The sequence below is a fragment of the Pseudomonas sp. SK3(2021) genome (assembly GCF_016772375.1).
Lineage (GTDB): Bacteria > Pseudomonadota > Gammaproteobacteria > Pseudomonadales > Pseudomonadaceae > Aquipseudomonas > Aquipseudomonas chlororaphis_I.
The window spans coordinates 3845219-3859629 of record NZ_CP061943.1 but is presented as its reverse complement, the minus strand read 5'-3'; the positions used below and the strand labels follow the sequence as shown (position 1 = coordinate 3859629).

General features: G+C 63.4%; 14 protein-coding genes. 4 read left to right on the top strand and 10 right to left on the bottom strand.

Features of this window, described 5'->3' with window-relative positions:
- The first annotated feature begins 98 nt into the window (after positions 1-98).
- Entirely contained in the window at positions 99-419 is a 321-nt protein-coding gene (locus IF690_RS17055; protein ID WP_009044236.1) for a YbjQ family protein, read from the top strand.
- Positions 420-662: 243 nt separating this feature from the next.
- Here IF690_RS17055 and IF690_RS17050 read toward each other — a convergent pair whose 3' ends face one another.
- From IF690_RS17050 to IF690_RS17025, 6 genes are all read right to left on the bottom strand, one after another.
- Positions 663-872 (bottom strand): hypothetical protein, encoded by a 210-nt coding sequence (locus IF690_RS17050; protein WP_202696605.1) that lies wholly within the window; start codon positions 870-872, stop codon positions 663-665.
- A gap of 70 nt (positions 873-942) precedes the next feature.
- Positions 943-2583, bottom strand: coding sequence for an ABC-F family ATP-binding cassette domain-containing protein (locus IF690_RS17045; protein WP_202696604.1), 1641 nt, complete (start codon positions 2581-2583; stop codon positions 943-945).
- 272 nt (positions 2584-2855) lie between these two features.
- The gene (gene modC / locus IF690_RS17040; RefSeq protein ID WP_202696603.1) at positions 2856-3944 is read right to left on the bottom strand and encodes a molybdenum ABC transporter ATP-binding protein; all 1089 of its coding nucleotides are present in this window, start codon (positions 3942-3944) and stop codon (positions 2856-2858) included.
- 3 nt (positions 3945-3947) lie between these two features.
- Positions 3948-4628: a molybdate ABC transporter permease subunit gene (gene modB / locus IF690_RS17035; protein ID WP_202696602.1), complete on the bottom strand. Its 681-nt coding sequence runs from the start codon at positions 4626-4628 to the stop codon at positions 3948-3950.
- Entirely contained in the window at positions 4629-5396 is a 768-nt protein-coding gene (gene modA, locus IF690_RS17030; RefSeq protein WP_252189489.1) for a molybdate ABC transporter substrate-binding protein, read from the bottom strand.
- A 172-nt stretch (positions 5397-5568) separates the two neighbouring features.
- On the bottom strand, positions 5569-6633 hold the full coding sequence (locus IF690_RS17025) for an NAD(P)H-dependent flavin oxidoreductase (protein WP_202696601.1): 1065 nt from the start codon (positions 6631-6633) through the stop codon (positions 5569-5571).
- 891 nt (positions 6634-7524) lie between these two features.
- Here IF690_RS17025 and IF690_RS17020 point away from each other — a divergent pair.
- Positions 7525-7812, top strand: a complete 288-nt coding sequence (locus IF690_RS17020) for a hypothetical protein (protein WP_202696600.1) — start codon at positions 7525-7527, stop codon at positions 7810-7812.
- 244 nt (positions 7813-8056) lie between these two features.
- Here the strand turns inward: IF690_RS17020 and IF690_RS17015 are convergent, their stop codons facing one another.
- Positions 8057-9919, bottom strand: coding sequence for a DUF3857 domain-containing transglutaminase family protein (locus IF690_RS17015; RefSeq protein ID WP_502710147.1), 1863 nt, complete (start codon positions 9917-9919; stop codon positions 8057-8059).
- A 395-nt stretch (positions 9920-10314) separates the two neighbouring features.
- On the opposite strand from IF690_RS17015, the gene acuI reads away from it, so the two are divergent.
- Both acuI and IF690_RS17005 read left to right on the top strand, forming a co-directional pair.
- Positions 10315-11298 (top strand): acrylyl-CoA reductase (NADPH), encoded by a 984-nt coding sequence (acuI, locus tag IF690_RS17010; protein WP_202696599.1) that lies wholly within the window; start codon positions 10315-10317, stop codon positions 11296-11298.
- 49 nt (positions 11299-11347) lie between these two features.
- The gene (locus tag IF690_RS17005; protein ID WP_202696598.1) at positions 11348-11836 is read left to right on the top strand and encodes a GyrI-like domain-containing protein; all 489 of its coding nucleotides are present in this window, start codon (positions 11348-11350) and stop codon (positions 11834-11836) included.
- Here the strand turns inward: IF690_RS17005 and ada are convergent.
- The 3 genes from ada to IF690_RS16990 all read right to left on the bottom strand — a co-directional run bounded on the left by ada (position 11800) and on the right by IF690_RS16990 (position 14341).
- A complete protein-coding gene (gene ada / locus IF690_RS17000; protein WP_202696597.1) occupies positions 11800-12867 on the bottom strand; it encodes a bifunctional DNA-binding transcriptional regulator/O6-methylguanine-DNA methyltransferase Ada in 1068 nt (355 codons plus the stop codon). The two genes, IF690_RS17005 and ada, sit on opposite strands and share 37 nt — an antisense overlap.
- A gap of 93 nt (positions 12868-12960) precedes the next feature.
- The gene (gene alkB / locus IF690_RS16995) at positions 12961-13635 is read right to left on the bottom strand and encodes a DNA oxidative demethylase AlkB (RefSeq protein WP_202696596.1); all 675 of its coding nucleotides are present in this window, start codon (positions 13633-13635) and stop codon (positions 12961-12963) included.
- Entirely contained in the window at positions 13625-14341 is a 717-nt protein-coding gene (locus tag IF690_RS16990; protein WP_202696595.1) for a 2OG-Fe(II) oxygenase, read from the bottom strand. The genes alkB and IF690_RS16990 overlap by 11 nt, the downstream gene beginning before the upstream one ends.
- Positions 14342-14411 lie beyond the last annotated feature (70 nt).

The following is a 14411-nucleotide window of genomic DNA, read 5'->3' as shown; positions in this document are numbered from 1 at the left end:
GCGCTGCATGGCTGCCCCCGGAGGGTCTGTTACCATCGCGTTTTTTGGCGACCCCGCCCGGGTTCAGGGCAGGGTCGCGCCGGTCAAAGGAGAATGCCGTGATTATCACTACCACCCACGCGATTGCGGGGCGAGAGATCGCCGAGTACCTGGATATCGTGAGCGCCGAGTCCGTACAGGGGATCAACGTCGTGCGTGATGTCTTCGCCGGGATGCGCGACTTTTTCGGTGGGCGTTCCCAGACCCTGGAACGGGCGCTGAAAGAAGCCCGGGTGCAGGCGACCGACGAGATCAAGGAACGCGCCCGCGACCTTCGCGCGGATGCGGTGGTCGGCCTGGACTACGAGATCAGCATGCCCAGCGGTCGTGGCGGCATGGTGGTGGTTTTTGTCACTGGCACCGCCGTCAGGCTCAAGTAACCGACGTCTCGCCCGCGTCCTGCAGCCCCGCCCGTGTGCGGGGCTTTTTATGCCCGGCGTGACCAGTCAAACCGCCGCCCGGCCCTTGGTGATCGCCCATAAAAAAGACCCACCAGGGGAGTGGTGGGCCAGTCGGGAGTCTTCAATAAGCACGAGCCACTTTAGCGAAGCCTTGGCGGGTTCACAGTGAAAGAAATTTCATCATTGCCGGCGAGTGGTTGCACCACCCGGTTGTCCACGGTTTCAGGCGCGGCGGCTGACGGCATTGAGCCGGCGGCACTCGCGCATGGCGTCCTCTTCCAGGTCGTAGCCATCGCCGATGAAGCCGTCTGTGCGAGTGTCGGCGATGCGGTACCAGTGGGCGGCGATCGGCGCGCCGTGGGCGGCTTCCCCGGCGCGTCGACCTTGAATGATGATCTTGTTGCAGCGCTTTACGACAAAAATGTCTTCCATGGCGCTTCCCTGATTGATAGCTGCTCAGAGCAACTATAGAAGCAACTTTGAAATTCGCGCAAAAGCCTGCTCATTGGCCGGCCTCGTCCAGTCTCCAGCCCGCTGGCGTCCATTGCAGCCGGTGGCTGGGCGCCATGGCGGCGAGGAACTCGCGGTCGTGGGACACCACCAGCATCGCGCCCGGGAAATCGCGCAGTGCGCTTTCGAAGGCTTCCACCGATTCCAGGTCCAGGTGGTTGGTCGGCTCGTCCAGGAGCAGCAGCTTGGCCGGCGTCTCGCGCCACAGGGCAATCGCCAGCGCGGCCTTGAGGCGTTCGCCGCCGCTGAGCCGGCCACAGGGCTGGGTCACGCGCTGGGCGTCGAGTTGCAGCCAGGCCAGGCGGCTACGCAGCAGGCCTTCCTGCAGTGGCCGGTCGAGCGCCCCCAGGTGGTCGAGGATCGAACGCTCGGGATCGAGCAGCGACAGACGCTGGTCTAGGCAGGCACCGGCCACTCGCACCTGGCACTGTCCGCTCAAGGGGCGGATCTCGCCGGCCAGCATCTTCAGCAGCGTGGATTTTCCGCAGCCGTTGGGCCCGCTGACCGCGATGCGCATGGGCCCGGTGGCCGTCAGGTCGAGGTAGCTGGAGGCGGCCTCGGGCGGCAGCCAGGGCAATTGTGCTCGGTTCAGGCAGAACACCTGTTGCCCCTGGGGCACCGCGGTGCCGGGCAGCGTCACCAGGGTTGGCGCCTGCGGCACCACCCGCGCATAGGCGTCGCGGACCTGCTGGTCGAGGTTGTTCTTGTGGCTTTGTTGACGGTTGCGCACGTGGCCCATGATGTCCCGGGCGGCGCTTTTTATCTTCCTCCGTTCAAAGCTGGCGATGTTGGCGGTGTCGGCATAACGCCGGGCGCCGGCGGCGTGGCGCTGGATGGTGTCGTGCTCGCGTTGCAGGCGCTTCTGTTCGCGACTGCGTTCGGTTCGCGCGTGCTCCAGGGCGGCCCGTGCCGCGCCATATTCGGCTTCGCGCTGGGTGCGGAATGCCGCGTAGTTGCCGCCATAGATCCGTGCGCCCTGGGGCGTGAGTTCGACGATGCGCTGCATCTGCGCCAGCAACTGGCGGTCATGGCTGATCAGCAGCAGTCCGCCGCGCCACTGCCGGAGCTGCGTCAGCAGCCACTGGCGACCGGGCTCGTCGAGGTGGTTGCTGGGTTCGTCGAGTATCAGCAGTTGGGCATCGCTGAGCAGGGCGCCGATCAGCGCGATGCGCGCCTGTTGCCCGCCGCTGAGGCTGGCGGCCGGATCGTCGGGGCCGAGCGTATCGAGACCGGCCTCGTCCAGCAGGCGGCGCAGGCGTTCGCCAAGGTCCCAGCGCTCGTCGACCTGCGCCAGGTCGGCCACCGACGCCTGGCCCGCGGCGAGGCGCTCGAGGGCGGCCAGGGCCTCAGCGATGCCGGCGACTTGAGCGACGCTCTGGCCCTCCTGCGCCAGATGTTCCTGGGCCACATAGGCCACGCGGGCGAAGCGTGCGACGCTGCCCGAGGACGGCGCAAGCTCGCCGGCGATCAGGCGCGCAAGCACGCTCTTGCCGGTGCCATTGCGTCCGACTATGCCGGTGGGCAAGGCATCGAATGTCAGGTCGAGGGAATCGAACAGGGTTTCGCCATGGGCGAACTGGAATGTCAGCTGGTTCAGGGAAACCAGCGCAGGCAGCCGTGTGACGTGAGTCATCAGCACCTCCGGAAAATGTCGAAAAAGGCCAACAAGCGCTGCAAGGCGGCTTGTTGCGAATACATTTCTGGAAGGATTAGTTGTTCACGTCGGCAATCGTCCGGTGACGGGGAAGGGCGGCTAGCCTAACGCGCCGCTGGGCCGGATGACAACCCGCGGCGTGTCGGGGAGCGCCGCTGTGCGGCTATCGCGAGCAAGCTCGCTTACAGATCCAAGGCTCGCCCTGGTAGGGGCGAGCTTGCTCGCGAGAAACGCTTGCGCCCGGCTCAGGCTCAGGCGAGCACGGCCACCGCCTTGATCTGCGCCCAGAGTGGCTGGCCCGGGTGCAGCCCCAGCTGGTCGCGGGAATAGCGGGTGATCCGCGCCAGCAGCGGAGTGCCGGCGACGTCCAGGCGCACCAGGACATGCGCGGTGTTGTCGGCGGGGATTTCGCCGCTGACCGTCACCGGCAGGCGGTTGAGGATGCTGCTGTGTTCGCCGGCTTGCAGGCTGAGGCTGACGTCCCGCGCCTGGACCTTGAAGCGCAGGTGCTTGCCGATGGCCATCGGGGCATGGGCGACCCGCACCCGCAACTGGCTATCGGGCAGTTGCAGGGTGAGCAACTGGTAGCCGGCGTCGTAGTGGCTGACCTGGCCTTCGATCACCACCCCGGCGTCGTCGCCCAGGGCCAGGGGCAGATCGAGACGGGCCAGGGTTTCGCCGACCGGCCCGCTGGCCAGGGCGCGGCCGTTTTCCAGGAGCACGATATGGTCGGCCAGGCGCGCCACTTCATCCTGGGAATGGCTGACGTACAGCACCGGGATCTCCAGCTCGTCATGCAGGCGTTCGAGGTACGGCAGGATCTCGCTCTTGCGCTTGCTGTCCAGGGCCGCCAACGGCTCGTCCATCAGCAGCAGCCGCGGGCTGGTCAGCAGCGCGCGGGCAATGCCGATGCGCTGGCGCTCGCCGCCGGACAGGTTGTGCGGATGGCGCTGCAACAGGTGGCCGATGCCCAGCAGCTCGGTGGCCTGGGCCATGTCGACCCGGCGTTGCGCGCGTGGGATGCGCTTGAGGCCGAATTCCAGGTTGGCCTGCACCGACAGGTGGGCGAACAGGCTGGCTTCCTGGAACACATAACCCAGGGAGCGCTTGTGCGGCGCCACGAACAGCTGGCGCTGGCTGTCCTGCCAGACTTCGTCGTTGATCCGCACCAGGCCCTGTTCGGCCTGCTCCAGGCCGGCGATGCAACGCAGGCAGGTGGTCTTGCCGGAACCGGAGTGCCCGTACAGCGCGGTGACGCCACGACCCGGTAGTTCCAGGTCGAGATCGAGGTCGAAGGTTTTGTAACGGCGCTTGAGGCGCACATGGATCGATGCACTCACGGCTCAACTCCAGCCCGCGCGGGTTTTGCGGCTGGAGTACAACGCCAGCAACACCAGGAACGAGAACACCAGCATGGCGGCGGCCAGCCAGTGGGCCTGGGCGTATTCCAGGGCTTCGACGTGGTCGTAGATCTGCACCGAGACCACCCGGGTCTTCTCGGGAATATTGCCGCCGATCATCAGCACCACGCCGAACTCGCCGACAGTGTGGGCGAACCCGAGGATGGCCGCGGTGATGAAGCCCGGCCTGGCCAGCGGCAGGATCACGCTGAAGAAGGTGTCCCAGGGATTGGCGCGCAAGGTCGCCGCGACTTCCAGCGGACGGGTGCCGATCGCGGTAAAGGCGTTCTGCAGCGGCTGTACGACAAAGGGCATGGAATAGATCACCGAACCGATCACCAGGCCACTGAAACTGAAGGTCAGGGTGCCCAGGCCCAGGGCCTGGGTGAACTGGCCGATAGCGCCGTTGGGGCCGAGGGCGAGCAGCAGGTAGAAGCCGATCACCGTCGGCGGCAGGACCAGGGGCAGGGCGACGATGGCTCCGATCGGCCCCCGCAGCCACGAGCGAGTGCGCGACAGCCACAAGGCAATCGGCGTACCGACGATCAGCAGGATCAGGGTCGTCAGCGACGCCAGTTGCAGGGTCAGCCAGATGGCGGAAAAGTCGGCACTCGTTAGCGGCATTTAGAGTTGGTAACCATAGGACTGGATGACGGCAGCGGCTTTCGCTCCCTTGAGGTAGTCAACCAGGGCCTTGGCCGCCGGATTGTCCTTGCCCTTGTCGAGGATCACCGCGTCTTGTTTGATCGGGTCGTGCATCCCGGCCGGGACTATCCAGGCCGAGCCGCTGCTGACTTTGCCGTCTTTGTAGATCTGCGACAAGGCGACAAAGCCCAGTTCGGCGTTGCCGGTGGAGACGAACTGATAGGCCTGGGTGATGTTCTGGCCTTCGACGATCTTGCCCTTGACCTGCTCGGCCAGGCCCAGCCTGGCCAGGACCTGGGTAGCGGCCAGGCCGTAAGGCGCGGCTTCCGGGTTGGCGATGGACAGGTGCTGGTAGTGGTTGTCCTTGAGCACCTGGCCCTTGCTGTCGACGTAGGCATCCTTGGCCGACCACAGCGCCAGGGTGCCGATGGCGTAGGTGAAGCGCGAGCCCTTGACGGTGGCGCCTTCGCTTTCGAGTTTTGCCGGGGTGCTGTCGTCGGCGGCGAGGAACACTTCGAACGGAGCGCCATTCTTGATCTGGGTATAGAACTGCCCGGTAGCGCCATAGGCGGCCACCAGCTTGTGCCCGGTGTCTTGCTCGAAGTCGGCGGCGATGGCCTGGATCGGCGCGGTGAAGTTGGCGGCGACCGCCACCTGGACTTCATCGGCCTGGGCCGAGCCGAAGGCGCAGGCGGCGAGCACAGCGGCAAGGCAGGTCGGGGCAAAACCTGAGAGACGACGGTTCATGAACAGCTCCATTGGCGAAGGGACGTTGGGCAGTTGGGGGGTATTGGCAAGGGACTGCACCGGTGGGTGAGGCGCTATATACGGAAATATATAGCGAATCGCCAGCGAACGGAACTGGGGCAAGAAGTAGAGTGGGAAACGGGCCGCGAACCGCGTCGCGGCCCTGGGGTTTTTAGCCCCTGTCGAGCTTGGCCAGGGCTTGCTCGGCCAGTGTGCGGGTCAGCTCGAAGGCCGGCAGTTCCAGACCCAGGCGCAGGGCCTGGCCGGCCCAGAGGTTGGCGAAGTCGGCTTCGTCCTTGGCGCGCAATGGCAGCAGCGCGCCACCGGCGAGGGGAAAGGCCGGGGCCAGCGGGCTGATCGGGCCGATCTCGCGCATCACCCGGTTGACGATGCCCCGCGCCGGGCGGCCGGTGAACAGGTTGGTCAAGGCGGTCTGGCTGTCCTTGGCGGTGCGCAGGGCCTGGTGGTGGGCGGCGCTGACCTTGGCTTCCGGGGTGAACAGGTAGGCGGTGCCCAACTGCACCGCCGAGGCGCCGAGGGCGAAGGCGGCGACTATGCCGCGGGCGTCGCCGATCCCGCCGGCGGCGATCACCGGCACCTGCACCGCATCGACGATCTGCGGCACCAGGGCCATGGTGCCGACCTGGGTGTTGAGGTCGTCGCTGAGGAAGATCGGGCGATGGCCGCCGGCTTCGTAGCCCATGGCAATGATCGCGTCACAGCCATGCTGTTCCAGCCAGACGGCTTCATCGACAGTGCTGGCCGACGACAGGATCTTCGCCCCGCTGGCCTTGACCCGGGCGAGCAGGGCAGGCTCCGGCAGGCCGAAGTGGAAGCTGACGATTTCCGGACGCAGCTCTTCCACCAGCTCGCAGCTGACGGCGTCGAAGGGCGCGCGGCTGCTGACCGGGGTCGGCGCCTCGAAGTCGACGCCGAGTTCGCGGTAGTAGGGTTCCAGGGCGTTTTTCCAGCGGATTTCCCGTTCCGGGTCGGGTGTCGGGTTCTGGTGGCAGAAGAAATTCAGGTTCAGCGGGGCGGATGTAGCCTGGCGGATGGTCTGGACTTCCTGGCGAATCTGCTCGGGGCTGAGCATGGCGCAGGGCAGGGAGCCCAGCGCACCGGCCTGGGCGGCGGCAATCACCATGGCCGTAGTGGTGGCACCGGCCATGGGCGCCTGGATGATCGGCAGCTCGATGCCCAGCAGGTCGAGAATACGGGGGGCAGGCCATTGGCTCATGTGAATGATGCTCCGACGTCAAGAGATAAGGACGGCAACCCGGGGTTTGTATCAGGAGAGGGTTGCTCAAGGCCAGTCGACTTTGGCCGGAGCCTGGCGATCTTGCGTTGAGACCGATGCTTTTTTTCAGGCAAAAAAAACCGGAAATCCTTACTGTTGCGGGACTTCCGGGTTTTAGATGCTGCCGTAAATGATGGCTGTTGCACCCACTTGGTTAATGGCCGATCGAGTGCGGGCCGTTACGAGTAAGCGGTTACAAGGTTTGCACGATAATCTGGTTCTTCAAATCATTCACTATGCCTTCAATCACCGGTTTCATCGCCGCAAACTCTTCAGGGTTGTGCAGACCGCGTCCCCCTACTGATGCAGGGTTTCTGTGGGGGCCTGCGGGACGTTACCCTCTTCTCTCGTGCGACTGCGATGCGCTTTGCTGATCGCGGTTGTTAGGGTGTAAACCGGTTTATGGATGAAGTAATGAGAAAATTGACGGACGAAGAAATTCAAGCAGTTGCCGGCGGGGTCCACCCTGCGGTTGTCGTTGTAGGTGGTGCTGTTGCAGGCGGTGCCAGTGCCTACCTCAGTGGTGGGAGTGCCGGGCAGATCGTCGGGGCGACTGTAATGGGAGGCGTATCGGCGGGGTATGGTGTTGTCGCTTCCGTTGCAACAGGGGCTGGTAAAGCGGTTTACTACGGTTATTCGGTGGCGACTGCGGCAGCAGGAGGGCTTTTCACCCGGAACACCTCGGGCTCTTGAGTTATCGGGTTTTGCATGGATAAAACTGGGGGCTATACCCCCAACGTCCAAGTATCCAGCGAGTCTTGAAAAGAGGTACGCCAGGGCCTGGGCGATTTAGCAATGGCAGAGCTCCAACGTTTTGAGGAAAGATGTCTCATGGTTTTTGATGCGTTTGTGATTTTGAATAGTCTTTGGGGACTTGTGTGCGTGTCAGTAATCCTGCCCGCATTCGTGGCGCGCAAGTACCGGCTGATCGTCGCCGTGGGTGCATTGATTCTAGTGGTGAATTCGCTACTTCTGTACTTCAGCCAGCAAATGCCGATTATCGAGGCGTTACTCCGAAGCGGAGCGGTAGTGCTAGTCAATGTCTTGGTGGCCTACCTGATTGCGCATTTTTTTCACCACAAACGGTCCATCCTGGACTTGTTTCGCCGCGCTAACTGACCCTGAGTGGCAATCAGTGCGGCTAAGATGTTCTCCCGCAACTGCACTCAACCCCCATATCCACTACCGGCTTGGTGGTCTTGTTGCTCGCTATTCCACCAGCTCGGTGGCCCTCCATGTCGATGCTGGTGGCTGACCGGAGGGCTATTCCAGCACAGACAGGGGCCTGTGCTGACTTGATCGGAGAGTCCCTAACGAGGGTGAGGTATCCGGCTTTATTAGGACAACTCCACAAGCCGTTCAGTTATAAAGTTTGCACGATAATCTGGCTTTTCAAATCATTCACCATGCCTTCAATCACCGGTTTCATCATCGCAAACTCCTCAGGGCTGCAGACTGCATCAGGATGAGTGAACTTCAGGCGACGCTTGATGACCACCGCATCTCCATCCTTGGTATAGGTGGCACTGTAATCAAAGTCGGACTTTTGCAAGGTAACGGCCTTTGGTACCGCAAGAATAGACACCTCTTTCGGGAACTCGAACCGCGACGTCTCCTCGGTCTCACTAGAAATACAGACGAATCCCTGAGTACGTTCCTTCTCCGAGGCAAAGGCAAACACGTTCTGTAAAATGCCACCGGCCAAGCTACTCAAAGTGGGTACGCCAATAGGTCCGGGCAGGTTGACAAGGTTGTCTGTGCGTCCGGTCATCGTACTCTTGAACTTCTCCGCATTGCCGACCAATGAACTGGTCTTGAATTTTCCACTGCCCGTCTGTCCATAGGCGGTGAGGATTTGCTGGATCAGCAGGTCACGATCAGTTGGCTTCATCGACTTGTAAACATAACGGTTGGACTCAGCAGCCCAGCCTTCGACCGTTGCTACGGAGGTGAAATCGGCAGCCCCGCTTCCAGCCACCTTGAACGTCATGTCGTTAACTACCTTGCTGAATTGATTCGCAGGGGTTTGTCTGCGTTCGCCGGACGCTGTCAACAACACCGGTTTGTTCAAGATGAGGATCGGCAGGTAGCCAGCCGCGATCGAACTGTCGGTAGAGTCCACATACAGATCAAGACTCGGCACATAGGTAATGACGTGATTAAGCAGGCCCAGTGTGGGTACTGTCGGCAAGGTGTAAGCGTTGCCCAGGTTGATCAAGGCCGGAGAGCTTTCGATAGCCACCGCTTTCAAGAGCGCCTCCAGCAACGCCACATGGTCCTTGCAGTCACCGTAGCGGTTATCCAGTACAGCCTGGGCTGAATGTGGCACAATCCCGCCGGCCCCTACATAAACAGCGACATAGCGAATGTTTTCGCGTACCCAGTCACTCAGGGCAAGGGCTTTGGCCCGAGGTGTCGGCAGATTGGCCGTCAGTTTCTCGGCCAGCTCAGTGATGGCTGGCGTTACTTCCACGCCGGCTCTTGCCTGATAGGCCTTGGCAAAGTCCTTGAAGTTGGCAAAGGTTGATACGGCCAAATATTGCCCGTAATCCACATAAGACACGGCTCCTTGCTCAATGCGAGCCTTGTCGGCCGGCACGTAGTCCCAGCGATAGATCTTGCGCCCTGGCGCAGCTTTTGGCATCGACGGCTTGAACCCTTTAGTGTCGGAGTACAGCGGCATATCGGCGGGAAGGTCGTAGGTTAGGCTGAACAGATCCATCGGGTTGAATTCGGGAATGGAAATATCCTCGAACTGCTGAGGAAACAGAGCAGTGGTGCGGTGGCGCTGATAACGCAGTACCAATCGATCGCCCACGGCAACTTCAGGGAAAATCACCACCTTGACCCGGGAGTCCTGGAACATGGGGGCTTGCGAAGAAACCTGTTCCTGCTGTTCCTTGATCTGCTCAGTGCCTACCGGCACCTTGCGTCCATTGGGTTTCTGGGTAAACGCCTCAACGACCTCCAGGGTTTCCAAGGCACGGTTGTAGCTGAGTGGATGTTGCGCTCTGGCCTTGATCGCCCGCTCTTCGTTGATCCTGGAGACCATCTCAACATCCAGTACGAAGCTGCCGTCGGAATTGATCACATAAGACTGAACGTTCTTTTCGATAGTAATGGAGTGATCGTTCCCATCATCCTTGCCATATGCGGCACCTGACACACAGATAGCAAACAGCAACGCCCCGAGCATTCGCAGCGGGGAAAAATAAGCAACCGGCATAAAAGATCCTTCTAAGTGAACAAGAACCGCCCGAAGCACACGACGAGCGTCATGACGTTTGCCAAGCCCTGAGGTTCAAGAGCTTGACTTGATAATGATACTCATTGCTGTCGTTGAGTGCTTAAGAAAATATGCCCTTTGCAGCAAATTCTTGCTTGGGGTAGCGAGGGACATTTCACCCCGCTGCCTCCTATGAACGGTTCACTACCAGTAGGTCTCCACTGAAGATGATCCCTGATCAGACTGTCGCCACCAGAGCAAATCGAATAAGGATGAGGGGCTTTGGCCTACGACGAAAAGAGCGTGGATTTTTCCCGCTCGAGCTGGGAAGGTGGAGGCTTTGCAAGCTGAAACTCAAGTTCACGGCCCGGCCATGGGCCCACCGGGAGGCAGTCATGTTCAAGGGTATTTTGATCGAGAAAGACGACGCCGGTTATCGCGCGGCGCTGCGCGAGATTGATGAAGAGCAGTTGCCCGAGGGCAATGTGACGGTGCGGGTGGCCTGCAGCACCCTGAACTTCAAGGACGCCCTGGCCATCACCGGCAGCAGTCCGGTGGTGCGCCAGTTCCCCATGGTGCCGGGGATCGACCTGGCGGGGACAGTGGAGTCCAGCAGCCACCCGGACTATCAGCCCGGCGATCAGGTGCTGCTCAACGGCTGGGGCGTAGGTGAAGGACATTGGGGCGGCCTGGCGCAGAAGGCGCGGCTGGACGGCGACTGGCTGATCCCCTTGCCCCAGGCGTTCAGCGCGGCCGAGGCCATGGCCATCGGCACCGCCGGGTACACGGCGATGCTCAGCATCCTGGCGCTGGAGCGCCACGGCCTGACCCCGGGCCAGGGCGATGTGCTGGTCACCGGGGCCAATGGCGGGGTCGGCAGCTTTGCCATAGCCCTGTTGGCCCGGCTCGGTTATCGGGTGGTGGCGTCCACTGGGCGCACTTCAGAGCAGGACTACCTCAAGCGCCTGGGCGCCAGCGAGATCATCGACCGCGCCAGCCTGTCCGCGCCGGGCAAGCCTTTGGCCAAGGAGCGCTGGGCGGCGGTGATCGATTCGGTGGGCAGCCATACCCTGGCCAATGCCTGCGCCAGCACCCAGGCCAACGGCGCCGTAGCCGCTTGCGGGCTGGCCCAGGGCATGGACTTCCCGGCCTCGGTGGCGCCCTTCATTCTGCGTGGCGTGAGCCTCGTCGGGATCAACAGCGTGACCCAGCCCAAGGCCCGGCGCATCGAGGCCTGGCAGCGCCTGGCCGGTAATCTGGACCCGGCCCTGCTGCCGTTGATCAGCCATGAGATCGGCCTCAGCGAAGCCATCGCCGCTGCGTCGCGCCTGTTGGCCGGTGAGTTGCGCGGGCGCGTGGTGGTGGATGTGAATCGCTGATACCGTGCGCGCCGGTTACCCAGATAAACGCCAGACAGGAGTACCAAGCATGGATGTCAAACTGCGAGAGGTTCAGCCGTTCTGCGTTTCTGGCTTGCAGGTGCGCACCTGCAATGCCGACGAGCAACAAGCGGACCGTGCGCGGATCGGGCCGATGTGGGAGCGGTTTTTTGTCGAAGGCCTGTTCGACAGCATCGGTCACCGGCAGTCGGACTCATTCATCTACGGCGTGTACTCCAACTACGAGTCCGATGCCTCGGGGCACTTCGATGTCACCGCCGGCGTAGCGGTGGGCGAAGGCAATGCCGACTACCCGCTGGTGCAGGTGCAGGGCGGCGAGTACCTGGCGTTCTCCGCCAAGGGGCCGATGCCGGAGGTGGTGATCCAGACCTGGGGCCTGGTCTGGGCCTATTTCGAGGACAACCCGCAGATCCGCCGGCGCTTCGCCACGGACTTCGAGGTGTACACCGGGCCGGAATCGGTGTCGGTGTACATCGGCATTCAAGGCTCGGACGAGCCCTCGCGCTCGAGCAACTGACGCTTGCGCTCCACCCCCCAGCGGTAGCCGGACAGGTGGCCGTCGCTGCGCACCACCCGGTGGCAAGGGATCGCCACCGCCAGGCTGTTGGCCCCACAGGCCTGGGCCACGGCGCGAAAGGACTTCGGCGCGCCGATACGCTGGGCGATCTCGGCGTAGCTGGCGGTGCTGCCCGGCGGAATCTCCTTGAGGGCCAGCCATACCCGCTCCTGGAACGCCGTGCCTTGCAGGTCCAGCGGCAGGTCGAGGCCGATGGCCGGCGCTTCGATAAACCCCACCACCTTGGCCACCAGTCGCTCGAAATCCTGGTCGGCGCCGATCAGGTTGGCCCGCGGGAATTTGTCCTGCAGGTCTTGCAGCAGGGCATTGGGGTCGTCGCCCAGCAGGATCGCGCAGACCCCGCGATTGCTCTGGGCAACCAGGATCGCCCCCAGGGAGCACTGGCCGACGGCGAAGCGGATATCGGCGTTCAGGCCGCCGGCGCGGTAGTCGCTGGGTTTCATCCCGAGCAACTGGTCGGCGGTTTCGTAGAAGCGGCTGTTGGAGTTGAAACCGGCGTCGTACAGCGCGTCGGTCACCGAATGGCCGTGCTCCAGCTGGTGCCGCACCCGCCGCGAACGGTGGGCGCTGGCGTAGCCTTTGGGGGTCAGGCCGGTGGCGGCCTTGAACACCCGATGAAAGTGGAAACTGCTCATGCCGGCTTGCTCGGCCAGCTGTTTCAGGCTGGGCGGCGCTTGCGCCGATTCGATCTGCCGGCACGCGGCCGCGACCAGGCTGGCATGGTGCGCGGCCACCTGGGTCTGGTCGCTGGCGCTGCGTTTGCTCGGACGGTAACCGGCGGCCTCGGCTTGTTCCGCGGTGTCGAAGAACTCGACGTTCTCCGGCCGTGGCAGGCGCGACAGGCTGCTGGGGCGGCAGTAGATCCCGGTGGTTTTCACCCCGTAGACAAACTGGCCATCGGCGCGCGCATCACGGGCCAGGACGGCGAGCCAGCGTGGATCGGTTGCGGTGGTGGGCTTGGGCTGGACCATGGTCAAGGGCTCTACTCGGTGGCGGTTGTCGCTCAGATTAACCAAGGGCGGGGGGCCTGGCACTCCGAGTCTTGCGCTTGAATTCCCGCGGGATCAACCGGCCCGGCGAAAGGTCAGGTTGATGCGCCGTGGGCCCAGCAGCGGGTGCGTGCCGTCCTTGAGCGGCAGCACGCCGTGATAGCGCAGGCGGTCGACGCCGCCCCAGACCACCACATCGCCATGCAGCAGCGGCACCCGCAACGGGCGGTCGCTGCGCCGCTCGCCACCCAGCTGGAACACCGCCGGCAAGCCCAGGGAGACGGAGACGATCGGCGCGTCGTAGTCGCGCTCATCCTTGTCCTGGTGCAGGGACATGCGGGCGCCGGGCACATAGTGATTGATCAGGCAGGCGTCCGGCTCGAACCCGGCAAAGCCGGCCTGGGTCGCGGCGGCCTGGGCCAGCTCGCGGAACACTTCGGGCATCGCCGGCCAGGGCTGGCCGCTCTGCGGATCGATGGCGGTGTAACGGTAGCCGCTGCGGTCGGTGGTCCAGCCCAGCTGGCCGCAACTGCTCAGGCCGACCGACATGGTGAAGCCGCCCGGCGTGACCATCTGTCGGAACGGCGCGGCGCGCAGCACGCTACGCAGGGCCGGCAGCAGGCGTTCGACCCAGGGCAGGGCGAAGCCACGGAGCACGAAGGACTGTGGGCCGACCTGCTCGGTGCGGGGCGCCTGTTGCAGTTCGGGGTCGCCGAACAGCTCGGCGGTGAAGTTAGCGTTACTGGGCATCGTGGAAGATCACTCCTAGCGTATGGCGGCGGCCGCTGTGCAGGCGGCTGACGCCATGGCGCAATGTCACCCGGTAATGGCCGCGCACGCCGGGTACCGGACGATGATGCACGGCGAAGATCAGCGCATCACCTTGCTTCAGATCGATGACCTGCGGCCGCGACTGCATGCGCGGTCGCTGTTCGGTGATGACGAATTCGCCGCCGCTGAAGTCGGTGCCGGGGCGTGACAGCAGGATCGCGACCTGCAAGGGGAATACGTTGTCGCCATACAAGTCCTGGTGCAGGCAGTTGTAATCCTGCGGGCCATATTGCAGCAACAGGGGCGTCGGCCGCTGCTGACCGGCGGCGTGGCAGCGCTGGAGAAAGTCTTCGTGCCGGGGCGGATATTGCACGGGGATATTCATCAGCTGGTTCCAGCGGTTGGCCAGCGGCACCAGGCGCGGATAGAACTGGCCGCGCAGTTCGGCGACCCGTTGCGGCAAGGGGTAGGCGAAATACTGGTATTCGCCGCGGCCGAAACCGTGCCTGGCCATGACCACTCGCGAACGGAACAATGCGCTGCGGGGATACAAACTGCTGAGCTCATGACATTGGTCGGCGCTGAGCAGGTTGCCGATCACGGCGCTGCCGTCCTGGTCGAGCTGCCGCTCGATCGAGGGCCAGTCCAGGCAGGCAAGACGTTGTTCGAGGGAGGGGGCGGACATCCTGGCGTTCCTGAGGCAGAGGCTGATATCCGCCAGTCTAGGAAGCGCGCGGGCCGCTCACACTCCGCTG